The following is a 20,485-nucleotide window of genomic DNA, read 5'->3' as shown; positions in this document are numbered from 1 at the left end:
GGTCTCCGATCAGGACCGGAGGGAGGACAGCGACCGTAAAACGCCGTGCTCGTGGCGCCTTTCTAAGGCGCGTGACTGGTGTATGCTTCCCTTGTTTGGGGGAGGCGATCGACGGTGCCGATCAGAATCAGGCCGTGAGCTTGGGCGATGAAGACGTCGCCGATATCGTGCGCCGGTTCGCTGGAGCTGCACTCGACCCGGCGCGGTGGGATCCGGCGATGGTGGCGCTGCAAACCGGGGTGGGGGCGGCGTGTTGCGCGCTCGAACTCACCGACACCACCACGGGTGCCGTCGTCATCAAGAACACCTGCGGCCTCGATGACGCGATACGCCGCGAGTACGAGGACCGCATTTTCCACATCAACCCGCGTGTCGCGCGCGGCATGGCGATGGCGGTCGGCGAGGTCGCCGACGACAGCCGGCTGCTGTTCGAAGACGATCCGGACCGGGCTGAGTTTCTCGACTGGCTCGAACGGACGCCCTATTACCACCTCCTTGGCAGCAAGATTCTGGGCGACAACGGTCAGGTCGGTTTTCTGACCGTCAACCATGCCAAAGCGCACGGTCCTTCCACCGATGCGCATCGCAGGCTGTTCGCGCTGCTCACCCCGCACATGCTCAATATCGTCGCAATGGCCCGGCTCTTTTCGGCGAACCGGTTGAGCGGCGATCTGGTCACCTATGCCGCGCTCGAATCCGATCGGCCGTTCGCGCTGCTGGACCGCAACGGGCAAGTGATCGAATGTTCTGCCGGATTCGAGACGCTGTTACGCTCGGCGGGGGTGCTCGCTGTCCGTCGCGGTCGACTGGCCGCTGTTCAACCGCAGCACCGACATCTGGTCGAGCGGTTCGTCGCGGCAGCGTGCGGGGCCAGACGGTGCCTGGAACCGCCCAGGCCCGCGCGGCTCGCAGCCCCCCACACGCCACTTGGGCTGGTGCTGCGCGCGCTTCCGATCGCGCCTGGAGACGATCTATTCGATATCTTCCGCCCGGCGACGCTCGTCACGCTGACCGACCTCGACCGGCCGCGCCGTATCCGCCGGCAGGACCTGATCGAGCTGTTCGCGCTGACCGGGCGCGAAGCGGACATCGCCTCGATGATCGGTGAAGGCTTGACGATCGAGCTGATCGCACATCATCTTGCGATCGGCGAACACACCGTCCGCCAGCATCTGAAAGCGGTCTTTGCCAAGGTCGGCGTTTCGCGGCAGGCCGAACTGGTCGCGACCCTCTCGCGCGTATCCTAAACGGCTGGCGCGCCGCCGAGATCAAGGCGATGGCGGTACGCGAGTGGCACGTCGCCGCCAGCGAGGCGTTTACAGCAGTCTCGATTGTCCCCTATCCCGCCTCCGCCAGCAGCCAGTCGCGGAAGGCGAGCATCGCCGGGCTGGGCGCGCGCGACTTGAGCCAGGTGAGCCAGTAGCGGCCGGTCGTCACCTCCTGCGGAAAAGGGCGGACGAGCATGCCCTGCTCGATCTGGCGGGCGAGCATCGCGGGCGGGGCGAGCGCGACGCCGGCGCCCTGCATCGCTGCCTCCGCCATCGTCACCGAGCTGTCGAAGACCGGCCCGTGCAGCGGCGGCGCGGCGACGCCGGCGGCGGCGAACCAGCGCGGCCATTCGTCGGGGCGATAGGAACGCAGCAAGGTGGCGGCGAGCAGGTCGCGCGGTGCCGACAGCGTGCGGGCGATGGCGGGGGCGCAGAGCGGGGTGAGCGGCGTTTCCAACAGCGCCAGGCTCTCCGTGCCGTGCCAGGCGCCGTCACCGAAGCGGATCGCGACATCCAGCCCCTCGCCGGCGATATCGACACGGTTGTTGTTGGTGAACAGGCGCAGATCGATGCGCGGATGGGCGGCGCGAAAACCGGGCAGGCGCGGCAGCAGCCAGCCGGTCGCAAAGGTGCCGACCGCGGCGACCGACAGCACCTGCACCGCCATGCCGCCGCCGATGCCCTCGACCAGTTCGGCGATGCGATCGAAGCTGTCGGCGAGCGCGGGGAGCAGCGCCAGCCCCTCGTCGGTGAGCGCGAGGCCGCGCGGCAAGCGGCGGAAAAGCTGCACCCCGAGCCGGCCCTCGAGCCCCTTTACCTGGTGGCTGACCGCGGCCTGGGTCACGCAAAGCTCTATCGCGGCGCGGGTGAAGGACAGGTGCCGCGCGGCGGCCTCGAACGCGCGCAGGGCATTGAGCGGCAGATGCGGGCGGACCATGGCCGCGCCATAAGATAATCTAGGGGCTCCCGCCAGCTTTGATCCTTTGCGCGCGCACCGGACCTCGCCCTAGCCTGCGCTGCATCAGCTTGAGGAGCGTGCGACCATGACGATCGACCGGCGGACCTTCACCACCCATCTTCTCCTCGGGACAGGCGCCGCCATCGCCGGATTGCCGAAGGCGGCGGAGGCGATCATCGCCCGGCCGCCGCGCGCGACATTGCTGGTCGATCAGGCGACGGGCCGCGTCCTGCACCGTTCCGGCCAGTGCGCCGCGCGCTTCTCGCCCTGCTCGACCTTCAAGATTCCCTTGGCCTTGATGGGGTATGACGCCGGAATCCTGAAGGACGCGCATGCCCCCGCCTGGGATTACGACCCGCGCATCCATGAGGCAGTGCGCGACATCGACAAGGCGCGCACCGACCCGACGCGCTGGGAGAAGGACTCCGTCATCTGGTATTCGCGCGAGATCACGCAGCGGCTCGGCGCGGCGCGGTTCAAATCCTATGTCGACCGGCTGAACTATGGCAATCGCGACGTGAGCGGCGATCCCGGCAAGGCGAACGGGCTGACCCATGCATGGCTCGGCTCCTCGCTGACGATCTCGCCCGACGAGCAGGTCGCGTTCCTGCGGCGGATGCTGGCGGGGACAGTGCTGTCGCCGCGGGCCTGCGCGCTGACCGGGGCGATCCTGCCGGTGTTCGACGGCAGCGGTGGCTGGCGGGTACATGGCAAGACCGGCAGCGGCCGCTTCAGGGATGCCGCCGGACGGGAGGACCGGACGCGCCAGCTCGGCTGGTTCGTCGGCTGGGCCGACAAGGGCGGACCGGGCGGCAAGCGGCGCGTGACCTTCGCCCAGTTCCTGGCCACGGCCCAGCCCGACCAGCCCGGCGGCTTCACCGCGCGCACCGAGCTGCTCGCGACGATCGGGCAGCTGGCGGGATAGGCGGATCGATTCAAAAGAGGCCGCGATGGTGCGCAGATGCGCCCTCTTTCGAGGAGGCGCCCATGATCCCGACCGACCCCCAGGACGATATTCCCGCCAGCATGCCCGAACCCGTCGGCGCGCCGGACAACGGGGCCGCAACCATCCCGCCCGAGGCGCCGCCCGCGCCCGAGGAGGAAACGAACGAGCAATGGATGCACCGCTTCATCGCGGAGAATGCGCACCTCGCCCGCCCACGTCCCGAGCGACCGCCCCCTCTGCCGCCCTCGCCATGGGACGGGCCGATCTCGAGCTGGAAGGTGCCGGATCATCTCAGCCTGCGGCATCGGAACGGTGGCTATATGGCGATGGCGCTGTTCTCGCGGACGATGGACGACCTGGACGAGGTCACCGGCGGCACGCGCGCCGCGACTTATGAGGAAGTGGACAAGTATTTCGGCCATGCCCTGATTGCCGAGGGGCTGGTGCCGTTCACTTTTACCGCCGACGAGGCGGTCCGCTGGTGGAAGGAAGGCGGGTACAAGGTGCTGGGTGCGACGCCCGAAGTGGCGTCCTCATCGGAAACGGTATCTGCGATGCGTTATGACGCAGCTGCGGAGAATCCTGCCAACGCCAGGGCTTCCAGCTTATCGCGCCAGAATGCAACGGCGCAGGCGGTATCGGAGCTGACCGACGAGGCCGGACCAGACATCGTCGTCGCAGCCGATCCACAGCGCATTGCTGAGATCGGGTCGCTTACTGACGCCCAATTTGCACGCTATGCCGAGATGGAACAATGGTTGGAAACACTACCGACCCGCAACGCCCCAGTGCGATCCAGGGCCAATCGCAAATCCGCGAGAAAAGCCCGCCGATTCCAACAGCGGCGGGTGTCGCTTGTCGGCTCCCGACACGGGGAGTTGAAAGGGACGGATCTCGACCGGAGTCTCGAAGCATTCACCAAGGACCAAGCTGCCATCGACCGAGCCGCCCGCCAGCGGGCAACGCCCATTACGCGAAAGGATATCCTTCTTGGCGGCGGCAGAACAGGTCGCATCACGATTGCCGACAACCCCAAAGCCTCCGCACGCGCACCAATCGGTGAGATTCCGGAATTTTCGGAAGTGGACCGGAACGAAAAATATATCGTCGAGATGTCGAGGAAATATTCAGTCGATGCCGATTTGATCCGTGCCATCGTCTATATGGAAACGACGCATGGCTGGTATGATGCCCCATTGGACATGATTCATGCCAACAAGAGCATCCGGCCAATGAACGTCAATACCGCATACTGGGGAAGCGCCTGGGGCTCGAATGTCAGCCTTCGGGGTGCCCGGTCAAACATCGAAGGCGGCACGCAATTGCTCAAAGCAATTCTGAATGCGATGCCCGGCGCAGACATCGCGAAAATCGCCACGATTTATAACAACACCGATGCTAAAAAGATATCGGACTATGGTGCGAGGGTGAAAGCCATATACAAGAAAAAATCATGGATCAGACGGACAACTCTGCCATCAACAGGAACGATCCGGATTCCGTAGTTTCTTAAGAAGGCGAGATACGGGAGTCGAGTATGCTCAAAATAATGTCGCGATCAGCACTCTACTCTCTCCCTTTATCATTGGCATTTTCTTGCCTGACAACCTTTCTATTGTGCCAAGACAACAACAATAATGAAATTTATATTACTGATACTAACATCATCGACTACAATTATCTCATTTTAGAATTCTCATCAATGTTCATTTTATCGTACGCATTTCAGTTTACAACATTCACCGCACTCGGTATGCTATTGAGTAAATTTCCTGATCGTTGATTTTATATACTACCACACGAGTGGCGTGACTCCTCTATTGATGTAACGCGCTATATGTACGACCGTGGCAAGGTGAGCGCCCCCGCCACAAGATCATTGCTTGCGAGATAGCCGATATGTCGCTCGACCGGAGAATAAAGTTCGGGCCCATGGCGTTGATCGTGGCAGCCTTGCTGGCGACATCAGCCGCGATCGAGGCGAAACCCTCTCCCGCGGCGAAGCCGGCGATCGCCAAAACCCCGAGCACCCGGCAGGCCGCGCGCGCGATCCGTAGAATCGATGCGCGCAATCTCGCCTGCCGGCACCGGGAGCCTTTCATGGGGCCGGCCGAGGTGCAGCAATGCGATTCCGAGGCTATCGACGCGTATCACAAACTGGTGTCCCGTTCCCGAGCGAACGCCCTGTTCAAGACGTTCTACCCCGACATGTTCGGCGTCTTCATGTACCGGCTGACGCCCAGCGAGCTGGACTTTGGCCATGACGCCTTGTCGAAACGCGTGTTGGTGATGTGGGAATATACCAGGCTGGCACGGCAGCGTGCCGAGATCCTGACGGGCGTGGCACGCCCCACCGCGGGGCGACCCTTGGGCAGATCCATATCCGGGATGTTCGACTGGATCGACCGGACGCCGGGCATGGCCGATTGGGTAGATGACAAGACTCTGACCAGCAGGGGCGTGACCCGTCGCTGGACGGCGATCCGCAATGCCGATTGCGCCGCCTATCCAGTGCCGCGTTGCAGGGAGCGCCTGGACGAGGCGATGCGCCGGATGGTGACGACGCTTAAACCGTCATGGCGTGAGCGGCAGCCGTTGTAAGGTTCGGTTGGGGTAGGCTGGAGGTTACCACAGCCGCACGACGAATAACGGAATAACGGTGACAGGAATAACGGTGACAGTGGACTAATTGCGTCTACAGTTCGCCGGCGATAGCATGGCTGGATGGCACGCCTGGCACGCGCGGTTTTTCCGGGTCATCCCCATCATGTGACGCAGCGCGGCAATGGCCGCGCGCAGACCTTCTTCAGCGACGCGGACTATGCGCTTTATCGCGATCTCCTCGCCGAGCATTGCGCGGCGGCCGGGGTCGAGGTCTGGGCCTGGGTACTCATGCCGAACCATGTGCATCTCGTCCTTGTGCCGTCCGATCGGGACGGTCTGCGGCGCGCGCTGGCGGCGGTGCACCGGCGCTATGCGGGCCATGTCCATGCCCGGCTGAAGCGGACCGGGCATTTCTGGCAGGGGCGCTTCGGCTGCGTCGCGATGGACGAGGCGCATCTCGGCGCGGCGCTGCGATATGTCGCGCTCAATCCGGTCCGCGCAGGCCTGGTGGCACAGGCGACCGACTGGCCGTGGTCGAGCGTTCATGCGCATCTGGGCCGCGTCGCGGACGATGGAGTGACGGCGGTCGCACCGGTGCTGGAGCGCCAGCCCGACTTCCGCGCCTTGCTTTCGGCCGGAGAAGAGGAGGAGCAGATTGCCAGACTGCGGAAAGCCGAGACGATCGGCGTCCGGTGGGCGATGCTGCGTTCCTTGCCGCGCTGGAGCGGGAAAGCGGCCGGACGCTTGCACCGGCAAGGCGCGGGCGGAAGGTCGCTAAAAGTGCACTGTCACCGTAATTACCACTGTCACCGTAATTAGGAAGGTCGCTAAAAGTGCACTGTCACCGTAATTATGTCACCGTAATTACGTGATTAACCGTAATTAAAGAAATACAACGGTCTGTTCCTGGACGACGATTATATGGAGAAACGTTATCCGGCGCTTATCCGTGGTGGGACGAGGCGAGGCGACTAGCTCATCGCTCTCGCATCGTCGCCTATTCGTCCATCATCGCGAAAGATGCTCGCATGACGATAGAATGCCAGTCGCATCGCGGACAATCTCGCCACGATATTCAACAACAACGGTGGCAAAAGCTCTGCGCCTATGGCGCAGGGGCGTAAATCATCTACAAGAACGAGGCGTGGATCCGACGGGCAACGTTTCCGTCGACGGACGTGATTCGGATTCAAGGCGGGTGGAGAAAGAAGCAGGAACAGGAGTCGGGGGATGTTTCGGATAATTTCAAGATCGTCGCTCCTTGCGCTTCCATTATCTCTGATTTTGGCGGGCCTGACGACCTTCATGTTGTATCGGACCGGGGATAACGACCTTCATGTCGCCGATCCCAGAGTTATCGGGAATCAGCATCTTATCCTTGAGTTCGGTGCGACCTTCGTTTTTTCCTATCTGTGCCAGCTGATGCTGTTCGCCGCGATCGGTCTGCTGATGAAATTGTTCCCAAGCCAGTAAGTCATCTGCGCGGGAGCGGCCTGGCCCGCTCTCGACAGTCGCCATCCCCGTCGATTCAACTCAGCACCGCCCTGCCCTAATCCGGCGCGATGAAACGTCGCACCACCACCCTCGAAGACGCCATCATCGACGGGATTTCCCGCGGCATCACCCTGCGCGAGCTGTGCCGCGACCAGAAGATCCGCTTCAGCACCGTGTACCGCTGGATGGAGGACGATGCCTTCGCTGCGCGCATGGCGCGGGCGCGGGCACTGGGCTTCGACGCGCTGGTCGACGAGATGATCGAGATCGCCGACGACAGCCGCAACGACTGGCTGGAGCGCAAGGACGCGAAGGCGGACGCGCCGCCCCAGCGCAACCCGGAAAATATCGCGCGATCGCGCCTGCGCATCGAGACGCGCATGCGCATCCTGGCGCGCTGGTACCCCCTGCGCTTCGGCGGGATGGACGGCCGGATCGGCGGGATGGCCGGGCTGACGACAATCGGGAGCACGGGCGCCGGGGCCGGCGTTTCGGCCCCAGGCGCCGCCGCCGCGCCCGTCGACACGACGGCGATCGCGGTGCGGCTTTCCTCGATCCTTGCCACGATCGCCGCGCGCGACCCCGGCGGGGACTTACTCGACGGCGATCGTGCGGACGCCCCGGGCTGGGACGACGCATCGATCATCGAGCATGACGATATCGCACCGGAGGATGATGCATGACCGAGACCGATCCCGCCCGGCTCGACGCGCTGCTGCGCCGCGCCACCCCCAGCGAGCGCGCGGAGATATTGGGGCTCACCGCGAGCGACCGCCTGGCCGAGCCGTGGCGCCCGCAACCCGGCGCCCAGGCCCAGGCGCTGGAGAGCGAAGCGGACGTGACCGGCTATGGCGGCGCGGCGGGCGGCGGCAAGTCGGATCTGGTCGCCGGCCTGGCGCTCACCCGCCACCGCCGCTCGCTGATCCTGCGCCGGCAAAAGGCACAGACCGGCGGCATCATCCAGCGCATCGGCGAGATATTGGGCTCGACGATTGGCTTCAACCAGAGCCGCAGCGCGTGGCGCCTGCCCGATGGCGCCGGCGACAGGCTGATCGAATTCGGCGGGCTCGACGGCCCGCAGGATCATCACAAATGGCAGGGCCGCCCGCACGACCTGATCGCCTATGACGAAGCGACCGAGATGCGCGAGGCGCAGGTGCGCTTCACCATGGGCTGGGCGCGCACCAGCGACCCGGCCCAGCGCGCCCGCGTGGTGATGACGTTCAACCCGCCGACCAATGCGGAGGGGCGCTGGGTGCTCGATTTCTTCGCGCCCTGGCTCGACCCGAAACACCCCCATCCGGCCGAGCCGGGCGAGCTGCGCTGGTTCACCACCCTTCGCGGGCAGGACCGGGAGATGCCGCGCGCCGACCCGTTCGTGATCTTCAAGGGCGAGCCGCTTTACGATTTCGACCCGGCGGACTTCGGCGCGGAAAAGATCGTCACGCCGCGCTCGCGCACCTTCGTGCCGAGCCGGGTGACCGACAATCATTTCTACATGCGCACCGGCTATGTCGACACGCTGCAGGCGATGCCCGAGCCGCTGCGCTCGCAGATGCTGACCGGCGATTTCACCGCCGGGGTGGAGGATGACGACTGGCAGGTCATCCCCACCGCCTGGATCGACGCGGCGATGGCGCGCTGGACCCCGCGCGACTGGCTGCCGCCGATGGAGTCGATGGGTGTCGACGTGGCGGTGGGCGGCCGCGACGCGTTCGTCATTTCCTGCCGCCACGGCAGCTGGTTCGCGCCGCTGATCCGCGTGCCCGGCCGCGAGATTCCGCAGGATGCGGGTGGGCCGATCACCGCCGGCCATGTCATCCGCCACCGCCGCGACCGGGCGGTGGTGCATGTCGACGTGATCGGATGGGGCCTGACCACCGCCAATTTCCTGACCGAGAACGGAGTGCAGACGATCGCGGTCAACGCTGCCTCGGCGAGCGGGCACGGCACCGCCGACGGCCGGCTGAAATTCGTCAATGTCCGCGCGGAAATGGTGTGGCGCCTGCGCGAGGCGCTCGACCCGCAAGGGGCCGAGCCGATCGCGCTGCCCGACGATCCGTCGCTGCGCGCCGATCTCGCCGCCTATCACTGGAACGCGACGGCGCGCGGCATCCTGGTGCGCTCCAAGGACGAGATGAAGGCGCTGCTCGGCCGCTCGCCCGATGCCGGCGACGCGGTGTGCCTGGCCAATTTCCGCTCGATGAAGGTCGATACCTGGGAGGAAGCACGGCACGATCGCCGCGTGCGCCGGCCGGAATGGGAGGAGGATCTCTACCGCGACCTGCGCGATGACTCGTACGACCTGTACCGCGATATCCGTTGAGGGATTGGCGTTGAGGGATCGGGCACGACGAGCCGAACCGCCGCGCGGGACGAACCGATCCGGTGATTTCCGCACGCCCCGCGACTGGCTCGGTCCGTCGAGTCAGGGTCGAAACGACCGCCGCGCTGCGCCATGTCCATCGGCACAGGGGCATCATTACCCGAGAGGATAGACCATGAATATCAGGATCTTGAGCACGGCCATCGCCGGCGCGGCACTCGCCATCGCCCTGCCCGCCACCGCCCAGCAACAGACCCCGCCGGGCACCCCGCCGACGACCACCCCCATCCCCCCGACGGACCCGGTGCCGCAGACTCAGCCCGCGCCCGCACCTGATGCGACGACGCCGGCACCGGCCCCGGACAGCGCCACCACCACCCCGCCGCCGAGCGACCCGTCAGCCGATACGGCGACCCCGGCGCCGGACGAGAGCGCGGATGCGGGGAAGAAGAAGAAAAAGAAGCACTGATCCGGCCGGGAGGCTGGTTGAGAGAGCGGCGCGGGGGTAACCCCTGCGCCGTTTTTTATCTTAACCCCTCCTCTTCAGGGGAGGGGCAAGGGGTGGGGCAGCGTCGAGCGGGGCTCGATGCCCCGCCCGACGCTTCGATCCAAGGGATTCGGCAGCGAATTTTGCCGTTGTTTAAGCCCCCCGGCATTGCGGCGACCTTCGTCGATTACTGGACTGACTACGGCAGATCGATCCCGCCTTCCTAGATCCAAATCTACTACCGCCGTGCGTTGAAGCACCATTGCGGCAGTCCGGATATTCTCGTTACTATAGCGTCAACTTATACACTGTTCCGCCGCCGGTTGACCCAACAACGCCTGATCGCGTTGTACCATAAAGAGCACCATCCCTGCCCATCACAAGACCGGCACTGGGGTCGTTTGGCGCCTGATTTACCGGGCCGAAAGAATATAGCGTCGTGAGCACGCCCGACCGCGTCAGGCGATAAGCCGTCCCGCAAGAGTCGCACGAAAAACTCCCGCCTGAGGATGTGGTGCCATAGAAGCTTCCGTCAGGCCCAATGATGAGGCCAAAGGGACCACTGCCGTCCGCCCGCGAATTGACGGAGAAGGCGTAGATGACAGTTAGGGCGCCTGCAGGGGTAATCCGGAACACCGTCCCGCAGCCGAAAAATCCCCCGCAGCGGCCCTGGCCGCCCGACACGGTAGTGCCGTAAAATGCGCCGTCGCTGCCCTGCACCAGATCACCGCCGGGCGCTATTCCATCCGGGGTCAGGAAGCCGGAACTATATCCATTCCCGAAGGAGTAGAGGATTGTTTCTGCACCGCCGGGAGTGACCTTAAACACGGTCCCGCAATCGTGCGTTTCACCTGTCGTACTGCAGCTATTGGCGCCGCCATTTTGCGTCGTGCCGTAGAAGTTGCCGTCGCTCCCCTGAGTCAAACCACCGGGCTGCACGCCGTCAGACGCCGATCCTCCGAATGAATAGAGCACGGTTTCCACACCGCCCGGCGTCAGCTTGAACACAGTACCGCAATTGCCGCCGCTCTGCGGAATTTGGTTGCAATGGTTAGCACCGCCAGAGGAGGTCGTGCCGTAGAAATTACCGTCACTGGCCTGGATCACGCGGTTCGGCACAATGCCGTCCGCCGGGGTCGCGCCGAAAGAATATAATATGCTGTATTGACCGCCCAGGGTTATTCTGAACACCGTCCCGCCGCCGCCATACGCCCCGCCATTGGCGGTAGTTCCGTAAATGGCGCCATCGCTTCCCTGGATTAGCGGCGCGTAAGGTGTGTAACCGTCGTTGGGCCTGCTCCCAAAGGCGTAGAGGATCGATTCCTGGCCATCGGGCGTGATCTTGAAGATGACTCCACATTGAATTGTGGCACCCGGCCGGCAGCTGTTCGGTCCCCCATTGGCAGTTCCGTAGAAATTGCCGTCGCTCGCCTGCAGCATGGGGCCGTTCGGTTGATAGCCGTCAGGCGTGTTCGATCCGAAGGAATATAGGTAGGTAAGTTTGGGCGTCACCGTCGGCGACGGAGTAGGAGTAGGGGTAGGGCTTGGCGCAGGCGTGACGGTTCCAGACCCACCCGTGCTGCCGCCGCCACCGCCGCAGCTTGCGAGGAGGATGCAACAGCCAACCCACAAATTCGCCTTACGCATACAGCCTCCCCTTTAGGGCTGTCCCGTTGCATCATCTCTTCACGGCAATCAAATGCTTTCAATCGCAATAGCTTGAGGTTCGGCGAGCGATTTGGATCTTGGAAATGTCCGCAACCGGCGCATAGCTGGCCCCGTTCCTGTATCAGTCTCAAACACCCCCATCATCGCCCTTTGGGTCCCCCCAATTCCCAGCTATGACCCTCCCATGGCCTTCGGCGTCTTCATCCACCGCGCAGACTCGATCTACGAAGACAGCCCCGCCGAGCGCTATCAATTCCCCCGCCCCTACCTCACCCGTGCCCAGCAAACAGAGGGCGACTGGATCCTCTATTACGAACCCCGCAAGGTGCGCGGCACGCGCGGCTATTTCGCGGTCGCCAAGGTCCAGCGGATCATTCCCGATCCCGGCACGCCGACCATGTTCATCGCGGTGATCGAGCCGGGCAGCTATCTCGATTTCCCCAACCCCGTGCCGTTCGGCAGCCCCGGCGATCCGGTCGAGCACGGCTTGTTGAACGATGCCGGCGCCATCTCCGGCCGGGCGCAATCGGCGGTCCGGCCGATCTCCGCGGCTGACTTCAACCGCATCATCGAGCTTGGCCTTGGCGGGGACGACACGCTGCTGCCGCGCGACGACGATCCTGCGCTCGCCCCCAATCTCCTGCAGGAGGAGCGGGCGCCTTTCCCGTTCGAGCAGGAACGCGATCGCATCGGCTATTATGGCTCGCGCATCGTGCGGGATCGCATCTTTCGCCGCGTCGTGCTGCGCGCTTATGACGAGCGCTGCGCCATCACCGGGCTGAAGCTGATCAACGGCGGCGGCCGGGCCGAAGTGCAGGCGGCACATATCCGGCCGGTCGAGGCGAGCGGGCCGGACATCGTCACCAACGGCCTGGCCTTGTCCGGCACCGTCCACTGGATGTTCGATCGTGGGCTGATCAGCCTGGACGATGATCTGAAGATCCTCGTCTCCCGCCAGATCAACGATCCCGACGGCGTGACCGCGATGATCAACAAGAGCGGCCATGCCCTGCCGCCGCTGCGCCCGGCCGATCGTCCGCATCCGCATTTTCTGCAATGGCACCGCGACCATTGCTTCAAGGTTTGAACTCCGCACGGCTCACTCCGGATCGTAGCGGAGCAGGTCGCCGGGCTGGCATTTCAGCTCGCGGCAGATCGCTTCGAGCGTCGAGAAGCGGATCGCCTTGGCCTTGCCGGTCTTGAGGATCGACAGATTGGCCAGCGTCAATCCGATGCGGTTGCTGAGTTCGGTCAGCGTCATCCGGTGCTGGTACAGCAGGTCGTCGAGATCGACCCTGATGCGGTCGCCTGCTTCCGCCATCATATGGTTCCTTCCAGATCGGCATGCATCGCCGCCCCCTGGCGGAACACCCGCGCCAGGATGAACAGCACCAGGATCACCAGCACATCGGGACCGGAAAGACGCGAGGCGAAGCGGAGGGCATAGGGCATGGCGGGCATCAGGCCGGATTCGGCCAGCGAGACCAGTTTCAGCAGAAGCGCGATCCAGCCCATCCGCGCCAGCCGGTCGGCATTGACCGCGACGAACGGTGACCCGGCCTTCACGGAGCCGACGATCTTCTCGAGCGTCAGCAGGAACCATCCATAGATGGCCAGCGGTGCCGCTATCGCCAGGAACAGCAGCGGCGAATCGTCCCCGCCAGGAGATGTCGTTGCATAAGGGCTGGTATGGACGCCGAAGATCAGGCCGATCAGGGCGATCGCCAGAACCAGGCCGGCGAGGAAGAACAACAGGACGGAAAGCACCCGGAGAAGCTTCTGGGTAATCGACAGAAGCGGATCGGAAAAGATGCGGGACATGGTCTGTATCCTTGAGGGTTGCGGTCAGGCGGCGGCAGTCGCCGCAAGGTCGGATCGGGCAATGGCATTTCGGTTCATCGAGTGCCTCCTCCTATCGAACATCGATACGCTCGATATCGATAATCAATAATGCCGAGTCGCCTTATCGTCAATCGATAATATCGATTATCGATATATCGGCGGGAACGGAGGGCCGCATCGTCCAGGGGTGGCAAGCTCTAGCCCGAACGCCAGCGCGACGGATGTGAGTCGGGAGAGCGAAAGGTCGGCCGGTCCTGTCGAGCCCTGACGGCGGCCCTGGATCGCAATGCCTGTCCGGAAACGCGCAGGGCAGTTTATGACCGCGCGTGAAATTCCAGTCGCAGCGATGGCTGGCCGACGAACTTTCCACAGACCCGGGCACCGCGGTCCGAGCGCAGATACCGATCGAAAAACAGGCGCGTGCAAGCGTTGGTCATCTCATATCCGACACGCGGATCGATCGGGCCGGCAAGCCCCGCCAGCCGAACGAGCGGCGACCAGAGCGGCGCGTCCGTCCAGTTCAGATGGTACATGCCGTTCATGGTCGCATAATAGGCATCGCCGCGGTTCCGCTCGAAGAGTGCCCGCTGGCTGGCGATGGTATGGGCGATTTCGGCTTCGGGCCATCCGCCCGCCCGGCTGCGTTCCTCCCGCATGACCTGTGCGTCCCGGCTGATGATCATCAGGGGCTGTTGCAGCCCGCGCCGCACGACGGTGGCGCTCTTCCCCGCATCGACGGCCACGCACGCCTGGAATCGGGCGTCGCGCAGGCATGCCTCGGGAACGATATAGCCGCCGAGCGACATGCCGAAGGCGCCGACATGCGTCAGGTCCAGCGCGTTCGCGACAACGGGGTCTTCCCGATCGAGCCTGCCGAGCCGGTCGAGGATGAAGCTGAGATCCTGCGCGAGGAAAGGGATGATCCCGCCTGGCAAGGCGACGCCATTCATCGCAAGCCCGCGATCGCCTTGCCGCGACAGCGCCAGGGGCATGTACCGGTTGAACGCCGCGAAGTCCGCGACCAGCGGCACCGTCGCGCCGTCGGGGAAGATCGTTGCCGCGGCCGTGCCCGGCTGATCCAGGGTGACCACGACATAGCCGTAGGACACGAGCTCCTCGATCCAGAACAGGCTTGCTGCCCTGAACCCCGACAACCCCGTCGGATTGATCAGCACCGGATGCCGCCGTCCGTCCGGGCGGGCATCCTGGCCGGCATGCGTAGGCGCGTCCTTCAGCCTCCCGAGAAGCCAGGGCGGGAGCCGGTACCGGCCCGCGATCGCGTCGAGGACTTCGCGCCGGTCGATATAGCGCTGCACCTTTCCCGGCCCGGAGGCGGGATACCAGATTTGCGCCACCACGCGGCGATGATCGCCGCGATCGGCGGTGAACGGCTCGGGTCGGGACGGATCGGTCCAATAATAAATGCGGCTGCCGATCGCATAGGGCCCACCGGGCTTCGCAAACCGCGGCGTCGGCAAGACCAAGACCCAGGCGATCAGCGCCAGCAGTACCAGCGCAGCCAGAGCAAGGGCAGCCCGGTGATCTCGGCGACAGTGCATAAATTTGATATGCAAGACCGAGTTCCGCTGTCGCCGCTCCAACAAGTGGAGTGTTACCGAAACCGCGGCAATGGGGAAGCGCATGAAAATCCCGACCCTCGTCGCCGCATGCATGGCCCTTTCCGCCTGCACCTATGCGGCAAAGGAACGGTACAATGCGAATGTCGAATGCGTCGCCAACGAGCATGTGCGCCATGACTATATCGACCAGACCTACCGGGCCGATGAGATGCTCGAAGGGGACGACACGGTGTGGCGGGCTTTATATGCCAGCCTCTGGGCCAATGCGGCGACGTTGCGCATTCCGGGCGAGCGCGTCAACCGGCAGATCATCAAACGGATCGACGCGATCCGCGCCAGGATCAACGACCCCGCAACGGGCGGCTTCATGAACAATGTGGGCCAGACGCAAGACATGTCCCGCGCCTGCATGAAACGCTTCGGCGATGGCCGCGGCGGCACGGCGGCCGCCTGATCTTCACACCATATCGCGCCGCATCGCCCACCGTCACGGAAACGTCACCCGCCCGTAACGATAGTGTCGCGCGCGCCGCCTAGCTGCGCGGGCGGGCGGCCCCTCTGGTCGCCGGGATGGGGAATGATCATGATCGAACTTTCGCGCCGCCGGCTGCGCCGCGGCCACGCTTATGCCGTGTTGATGGCCTCGGCCGCACTGGCCGCGCTCGTGCCGGCCGCCGCGCAGGCCCAGACGGCTCAGGTCCAGACGGCCGCTGTCGGCCCGGATGCCGTCGCCGTGGACAGCGGCGAGCCCGAGGACATCGTCGTCGTCGGCAGCGGCGCGACGCGATCGGTCCTCACCCTGCTGCCCTCGAACCTCGACGTGCTGCCGCCGGGCACCAGCGTGCAGAAGGCGCTGAACTTCCTGCCGGGCGTGAGCGCGCAGTCGATCGACGCGCTCGGCGTCAACGAACAGTCGCTGTCGCTGCAGGTGCGCGGCTTCAACACCACGCATCTCGGCTATACGCTCGACGGCATGCCGCTCGGCGACGGCGCCTATAATAATTACAATGGCCTCACCATCAGCCGCGCGCTGATCTCGGAGAATCTCGGCCGCGCCGATCTGGCGACCGGCATCGCCGGCCTCGCCATCCCCTCGACCAGCAATCTCGGCGGCGCGCTGACCTATTTCAGCAGCGATCCGCACAAGGAGATGGGCATCGCGGCCAACGGCACCATCGGCAGCGAGGACAGCCGGCGCGCCTTCGTGCGCGTCGACACCGGCGAGCATGGCGGCTTCTCGGCCTATCTCTCCGGCCAGTATAGCGAGCAGAAGCTGTTCGTGAACCAGGGCGCCTATAACAAGTCGACCGGCAAGCAGCTCAACGCCAAGCTGAAATATGCGTTCGACGGCGGCACGATCACGGCCTTTGTCGACCTGTCGCGCACCAACCAGGCCGACGATGCCTATCTGTCGAAGGACATGCTCGGGCGGCTCGGCTGGGACTGGGGCGGCTATGCGCCGAACTGGCAGGCCTATGTCGACCGCGCCTATTGCTCGGTGACAGCGCCGACCGCGCCGACCAAATGCGTGGATTCGACGCTGCCCGAAAAGCGCGCCGACGTCACCTTCACCAACGGCCAGATCCTGCGCAATGACAATCTCTATTACATCGCCGGCGATTTCAGCCTGACCAGGAACCTGAGCGTGCGCGGGCAGATCTATCACCACACCGACAAGGGCGCCGGCAATAATTTCATCACGGGCTGGTCGACTCAGGGCACGACCTCGACCGCCGACGACCTGCCGGTGCAGATCCGCGACACGCGCTACACCATCGACCGCACCGGCGCGATCGGCAGCCTGAGCTGGCAGCTCGGCTTCAACCAGCTCGAGGCCGGTTTCTGGGTGGAGGACAATGTCAGCAGCGCCGCGCGCTATATCTGGACCAACGTCACCGGGCCGTTCAGCCTGGCGAAGTTCCTGCAAGGCCAGCCGGATACCGCGCAATGGGTGCAGCGTACCACCTGGAAGACCGAGCAATTCTACGTCCAGGACACGGTGAAGCTGTTCGACGACGCGCTGAGCGTCGATTTCGGGTTCAAGAGCACCTATGCCAAGTCGGATGCCGAGGCGATGCGCGGCATCGCCAAGGCGGCACCGCCGGCGTCGAGCCAGTTCGCCAGCGGCACGCTGGTCGCCAAGGACAATTTCCTGCCCGAAGTCGGCGTGCGGTGGAAGATCGCGCCGGGCCATGAGGTGTTCGCCAGCTATGCGGAAAACATGGCGATGTATCAGGGCGGCTTCAAACTCGGCCCGCAATCGGTGTCGCAGGCGGTGTGGGACGTGCAGGGCAAGACGCTGAAGCCGGAAACCTCGAAGAGCGTCGAGGGCGGCTATCGCTTCGTCAGCGGCCAGCTCCAGGCGTCGCTGACCGGCTATTATGTGAAGTTCGAGAACCGCCTGCTGCAGTACAACCCCTGCCCGACCAACCAGCAGCAGAATCCGGGCTGCGGCAATTCCTTCCACAATGCCGGCAGCGTCACCAGCAAGGGCGTGGAGCTTGGCGTGCTGTGGAAGCCCACGCCGTGGCTGAGCTGGTACAATTCGGCCTCGTACAACAAGTCGACCTATGACCAGGATCTCAACTGGTGCACCACCACCTGCGTGATCAAGGCGACCGCGGGCAAGCAGCAGGTCGATACGCCCAAGGAAATGCTGTCGAGCGTGGTCAGCGTGAAATATGCCGGCTTCTTCGGCTCGGTGCAGGGCAAGTACACCGGCCGGCGCTATTACACCTATACGAACGACCAGAGCTTTGCCGGCTACACCATTGTCGATCTGGGCGTCGGCTATGATTTCGGCAGCCATGGCCCGCTGAAGGGCGCCAAGGTGTCGCTCAACGTCACCAACCTGACCGACAAGCGCTATGCGTCGAATTTCGACAGCAGCGTGTTCGCGCCCGACGATGCCACCGGCACCATCCTGGTGTTCCACTCCTCCGCGCCGCGCCAGGTGTTCGGCACGATCAGCGCCGCCTTCTAAGGTCGGCTGGCCCCGGCTCTTCCTTGCGGGGAAGAGCCGGGCCGCCCCCTCAGGCGTCGGCCGCGCGCGCCGCCATCGTCGCCCTGGCCCACCAGACCAGCTCGTCGAGCGCGGCGGTGGCGGACGGGATCAGGTTGGCCTCGATCGCCTCGATCGGCTGTTTGCCGAAATAGGGGTGGATCGCGATGAAGTCGCCGCCGCCGATATGGACGGCGCTTTTGGTCGAGACCATCTGCAGCTCGACGCCGATGCCGCGCAGATGCTCTACCGCGCGGGTGGCGCCGGTGCCGCCATAGCCGATCGCGGTGAAGGGCTTGCGGTTCCATTCCTTGTACGCCTGGTCGAGCGCGTTCTTGAGCACGCCGGTGAGCGAGTGGTTATATTCGGCGACCACGAAGATATAGCCGTCATAGCGCCCGATCGTCTCCTGCCAGCGCACCGCTTCGGGGTTCTGGCTCGGCGCCCAGAGGTTGGACATGGCTTCGTCGAAAAAGGGCATGGGATGGTCGCGCAGGTCGATCAGCTCGACCTCGATGTCGTCGCGCGCCTGGGCCTGTTTGAGCATCCACTGCGCGGGCGTCTCGGCAAAGCGCGTCGGGCGCGTCGAACCGATGATGAGGGCGATCCGGGGCTTGGCAGTCATGGTACCTCGCAGTAGGTGGTTTCCTGAGGTAACCTGATTACGTAGAGTGATCGTTACTGAGAAGGAGGCACCTTGGCGATACCAGCTAACCCGGCGGAAACCGCCCTGGCCTGCGATGCGGGACACGGCGCGGCCTGCGAGCACATCAGCCGGACGCTGGCGCGGACCAGCGACAAATGGTCGATGCTGGTCGTGCGCGTGCTGGGCAGAGGCCCCTGCCGGTTCAACGCGCTTCGGCGCGAGATCGGCGAGATCAGCCAGAAAATGCTCGCCTCGACGCTGCGCGATCTGGAGGAACATGGCTTCGTCTCGCGGACCGTGACGCCGGTGACGCCGCCCCAGGTGGAATATGCGCTGACCGATCTGGGCCGCGAGTTTCTCGTGCCGGTCCGGGCGCTTGCCGAATGGGTGATGGTGAATACGCCGCGCATGGACGCGGCCCGGGCGGCCTATGCGATCCGGCGCGCCAGCGCGTAGTAGGGCGGGAAAGACACCATGATGAAACGACTCCTGACCCTGGCGCTCGCCCTGGCCGCCCTGCCGCTGGCCGGCTGCATCACCGTGCCGCCCGCTTATGGCCCGGTCGCGGGCGATTGCACCGGCCAGACCGCCGATCCCGCCACCGCGCAGGGGCCAGTCTATTTCGTCGCCACCGGCATGCCCGCCTGCCTGGCGGATCAGCCGCTTTCGCTGTCGGTCGAGCGGGGCAGCTTCCGCCCCTATGGCGCGCCGGCCATCGAGCCGATCCGCTATGGTTTCGCCACGCCGGGCACGCCGACCTTGCCCAATCTCAAGCTGTCGGCCGACGCGGCCTGGCATGACAGGCTGCGGCGCGATCTCCAGGCGCCGCCGCGTCGGATTCTGCTCTATGTCCATGGGTACAACAATACCGTGGCGGAGGCGCTGTCGCAGGCCGACCAGATCGCCATGGCCGCGCGTTTCGACGGGCCGGTGGTGGCGTTCCTCTGGCCGTCGCAGCATACGATCGCGAAATATACCTGGGACGAGGAGAATGCGCGCTGGACCCAGGCCTATTTCGATACGGTGCTGGCCGATCTCGCGGCGCAGGCACCCGAGCTGGTGCTGGTGGCGCATTCGATGGGCAACCAGATCGCGATCGACGGGCTGCGCCATCTCCAGTCGCTGTCGCAGAAACCCGGCGCGCCCGATCTCGCGGCGCGGGTGAAGATCCTGGTGCTTGCGTCACCCGATATCGACCGGGAGCTGTTCGACCGCGACATGGCGCCCGACGTGGTGCGGCCGGGGCGGCGCGTCGCCCTGTTCGCCTCGGGCAAGGACCTGCCGCTGCGCAGCAGCTGGGCCGTGCACGGCAATCCGCGCGCGGGCGATGTCGGCTGCACCTTCCGCCTGCGCCGGCGCAAGGGGCCGCTCATCGCCGAGCCGCGCTGCTATCCCGATCCGCGCGGCGCACCGGGCGAGCTGACCGTGATCGACGGGACCGACATTCCCGGCAGGCCGCTGGGCCATAGCAACCATATCGACACGCCCGAAGGCCGGGCGGTGCTGCGCCAGTTGCTCGCGCCCGGCGCAAGGCCGCTGCCGGCGGAGAAGGGCGTGATGACGCTCCACATCGCCAGCCCGCCCGATTGCGCGAGCGGGCCGAGCCGACTGGGACTCGAGCGTGCCATCGCGCGGTGCGCGGTGAAGAAGTAGGGGATGGCGCGC

At 64.8% G+C, this 20,485-nt stretch carries 20 protein-coding genes; 13 read left to right on the top strand and 7 right to left on the bottom strand.

Annotated features, from left to right (window positions below):
* The first annotated feature begins 95 nt into the window (after window positions 1-95).
* Complete coding sequence (locus ACZ1I2_RS06360) at window positions 96-1,247, top strand: helix-turn-helix transcriptional regulator (protein ID WP_465170519.1); 1,152 nt, start codon at window positions 96-98, stop codon at window positions 1,245-1,247.
* 91 nt (window positions 1,248-1,338) lie between these two features.
* On the opposite strand, the gene ACZ1I2_RS06355 is transcribed toward ACZ1I2_RS06360, so the two are convergent.
* Complete coding sequence (locus ACZ1I2_RS06355) at window positions 1,339-2,205, bottom strand: LysR substrate-binding domain-containing protein (RefSeq protein WP_465170520.1); 867 nt, start codon at window positions 2,203-2,205, stop codon at window positions 1,339-1,341.
* 106 nt (window positions 2,206-2,311) lie between these two features.
* Between ACZ1I2_RS06355 and blaOXA the strand changes: the two genes are divergently transcribed.
* The 4 genes from blaOXA (at window position 2,312) to ACZ1I2_RS06335 (ending at window position 6,595) form a co-directional block, all read left to right on the top strand.
* A complete protein-coding gene (gene blaOXA, locus ACZ1I2_RS06350; protein WP_465174726.1) occupies window positions 2,312-3,151 on the top strand; it encodes a class D beta-lactamase in 840 nt (279 codons plus the stop codon).
* Window positions 3,152-3,213: 62 nt separating this feature from the next.
* Window positions 3,214-4,677 (top strand): hypothetical protein, encoded by a 1,464-nt coding sequence (locus ACZ1I2_RS06345; protein ID WP_465174727.1) that lies wholly within the window; start codon window positions 3,214-3,216, stop codon window positions 4,675-4,677.
* Window positions 4,678-5,071: 394 nt separating this feature from the next.
* Window positions 5,072-5,773 carry a hypothetical protein gene (locus ACZ1I2_RS06340; RefSeq protein WP_465174728.1) on the top strand — a complete coding sequence of 234 codons (702 nt, stop codon included), beginning with the start codon at window positions 5,072-5,074 and terminating at the stop codon, window positions 5,771-5,773.
* Between the two features lie 123 nt (window positions 5,774-5,896).
* Entirely contained in the window at window positions 5,897-6,595 is a 699-nt protein-coding gene (locus ACZ1I2_RS06335; RefSeq protein WP_465174729.1) for a transposase, read from the top strand.
* Between the two features lie 453 nt (window positions 6,596-7,048).
* Here the strand turns inward: ACZ1I2_RS06335 and ACZ1I2_RS06330 are convergent, their stop codons facing one another.
* The gene (locus tag ACZ1I2_RS06330) at window positions 7,049-7,294 is read right to left on the bottom strand and encodes a hypothetical protein (protein WP_465170526.1); all 246 of its coding nucleotides are present in this window, start codon (window positions 7,292-7,294) and stop codon (window positions 7,049-7,051) included.
* Window positions 7,295-7,338: 44 nt separating this feature from the next.
* Here ACZ1I2_RS06330 and ACZ1I2_RS06325 point away from each other — a divergent pair, with 44 nt between their 5' ends.
* From ACZ1I2_RS06325 to ACZ1I2_RS06315, 3 genes are all read left to right on the top strand, one after another.
* A complete protein-coding gene (locus ACZ1I2_RS06325; protein ID WP_465174730.1) occupies window positions 7,339-7,953 on the top strand; it encodes a terminase small subunit-like protein in 615 nt (204 codons plus the stop codon).
* Window positions 7,950-9,596, top strand: coding sequence for a terminase (locus ACZ1I2_RS06320; RefSeq protein ID WP_465174731.1), 1,647 nt, complete (start codon window positions 7,950-7,952; stop codon window positions 9,594-9,596). Before ACZ1I2_RS06325 ends, ACZ1I2_RS06320 begins: the two co-directional genes overlap by 4 nt.
* Window positions 9,597-9,771: 175 nt before the next feature.
* Window positions 9,772-10,065: a hypothetical protein gene (locus ACZ1I2_RS06315; protein WP_465174732.1), complete on the top strand. Its 294-nt coding sequence runs from the start codon at window positions 9,772-9,774 to the stop codon at window positions 10,063-10,065.
* Window positions 10,066-10,371: 306 nt separating this feature from the next.
* On the opposite strand, the gene ACZ1I2_RS06310 is transcribed toward ACZ1I2_RS06315, so the two are convergent.
* Entirely contained in the window at window positions 10,372-11,523 is a 1,152-nt protein-coding gene (locus ACZ1I2_RS06310; RefSeq protein ID WP_465181603.1) for a choice-of-anchor tandem repeat GloVer-containing protein, read from the bottom strand.
* Between the two features lie 412 nt (window positions 11,524-11,935).
* On the opposite strand from ACZ1I2_RS06310, the gene ACZ1I2_RS06305 reads away from it, so the two are divergent.
* Window positions 11,936-12,838 (top strand): HNH endonuclease, encoded by a 903-nt coding sequence (locus ACZ1I2_RS06305; RefSeq protein WP_465174733.1) that lies wholly within the window; start codon window positions 11,936-11,938, stop codon window positions 12,836-12,838.
* A 12-nt stretch (window positions 12,839-12,850) separates the two neighbouring features.
* On the opposite strand, the gene ACZ1I2_RS06300 is transcribed toward ACZ1I2_RS06305, so the two are convergent.
* From ACZ1I2_RS06300 to ACZ1I2_RS06290, 3 genes are all read right to left on the bottom strand, one after another.
* Window positions 12,851-13,072, bottom strand: coding sequence for a helix-turn-helix domain-containing protein (locus ACZ1I2_RS06300; RefSeq protein WP_465170532.1), 222 nt, complete (start codon window positions 13,070-13,072; stop codon window positions 12,851-12,853).
* Window positions 13,072-13,572: a hypothetical protein gene (locus tag ACZ1I2_RS06295; protein ID WP_465170533.1), complete on the bottom strand. Its 501-nt coding sequence runs from the start codon at window positions 13,570-13,572 to the stop codon at window positions 13,072-13,074. The genes ACZ1I2_RS06300 and ACZ1I2_RS06295 overlap by 1 nt, the downstream gene beginning before the upstream one ends.
* 335 nt (window positions 13,573-13,907) lie before the next feature.
* The gene (locus ACZ1I2_RS06290; RefSeq protein ID WP_465174734.1) at window positions 13,908-15,152 is read right to left on the bottom strand and encodes an alpha/beta hydrolase family protein; all 1,245 of its coding nucleotides are present in this window, start codon (window positions 15,150-15,152) and stop codon (window positions 13,908-13,910) included.
* 82 nt (window positions 15,153-15,234) lie between these two features.
* Between ACZ1I2_RS06290 and ACZ1I2_RS06285 the strand changes: the two genes are divergently transcribed.
* Window positions 15,235-15,627: a hypothetical protein gene (locus ACZ1I2_RS06285; RefSeq protein ID WP_465174735.1), complete on the top strand. Its 393-nt coding sequence runs from the start codon at window positions 15,235-15,237 to the stop codon at window positions 15,625-15,627.
* Window positions 15,628-15,756: 129 nt separating this feature from the next.
* On the top strand, window positions 15,757-18,156 hold the full coding sequence (locus tag ACZ1I2_RS06280; RefSeq protein ID WP_465174736.1) for a TonB-dependent receptor: 2,400 nt from the start codon (window positions 15,757-15,759) through the stop codon (window positions 18,154-18,156).
* A 49-nt stretch (window positions 18,157-18,205) separates the two neighbouring features.
* Here the strand turns inward: ACZ1I2_RS06280 and ACZ1I2_RS06275 are convergent, their stop codons facing one another.
* Window positions 18,206-18,799 carry an NADPH-dependent FMN reductase gene (locus ACZ1I2_RS06275; protein ID WP_465170536.1) on the bottom strand — a complete coding sequence of 198 codons (594 nt, stop codon included), beginning with the start codon at window positions 18,797-18,799 and terminating at the stop codon, window positions 18,206-18,208.
* Window positions 18,800-18,871: 72 nt separating this feature from the next.
* Between ACZ1I2_RS06275 and ACZ1I2_RS06270 the strand changes: the two genes are divergently transcribed.
* The gene (locus ACZ1I2_RS06270; protein WP_465170537.1) at window positions 18,872-19,276 is read left to right on the top strand and encodes a winged helix-turn-helix transcriptional regulator; all 405 of its coding nucleotides are present in this window, start codon (window positions 18,872-18,874) and stop codon (window positions 19,274-19,276) included.
* An 18-nt stretch (window positions 19,277-19,294) separates the two neighbouring features.
* A complete protein-coding gene (locus ACZ1I2_RS06265; protein ID WP_465174737.1) occupies window positions 19,295-20,473 on the top strand; it encodes an alpha/beta hydrolase in 1,179 nt (392 codons plus the stop codon).
* The last annotated feature ends 12 nt before the right edge of the window (window positions 20,474-20,485 follow it).

It is taken from the genome of Sphingomonas sp. BL-S-29, from assembly GCF_055521495.1.
Note: the sequence above shows the minus strand (reverse complement) of the source record. Positions and strands in the feature narration are given on the sequence as shown.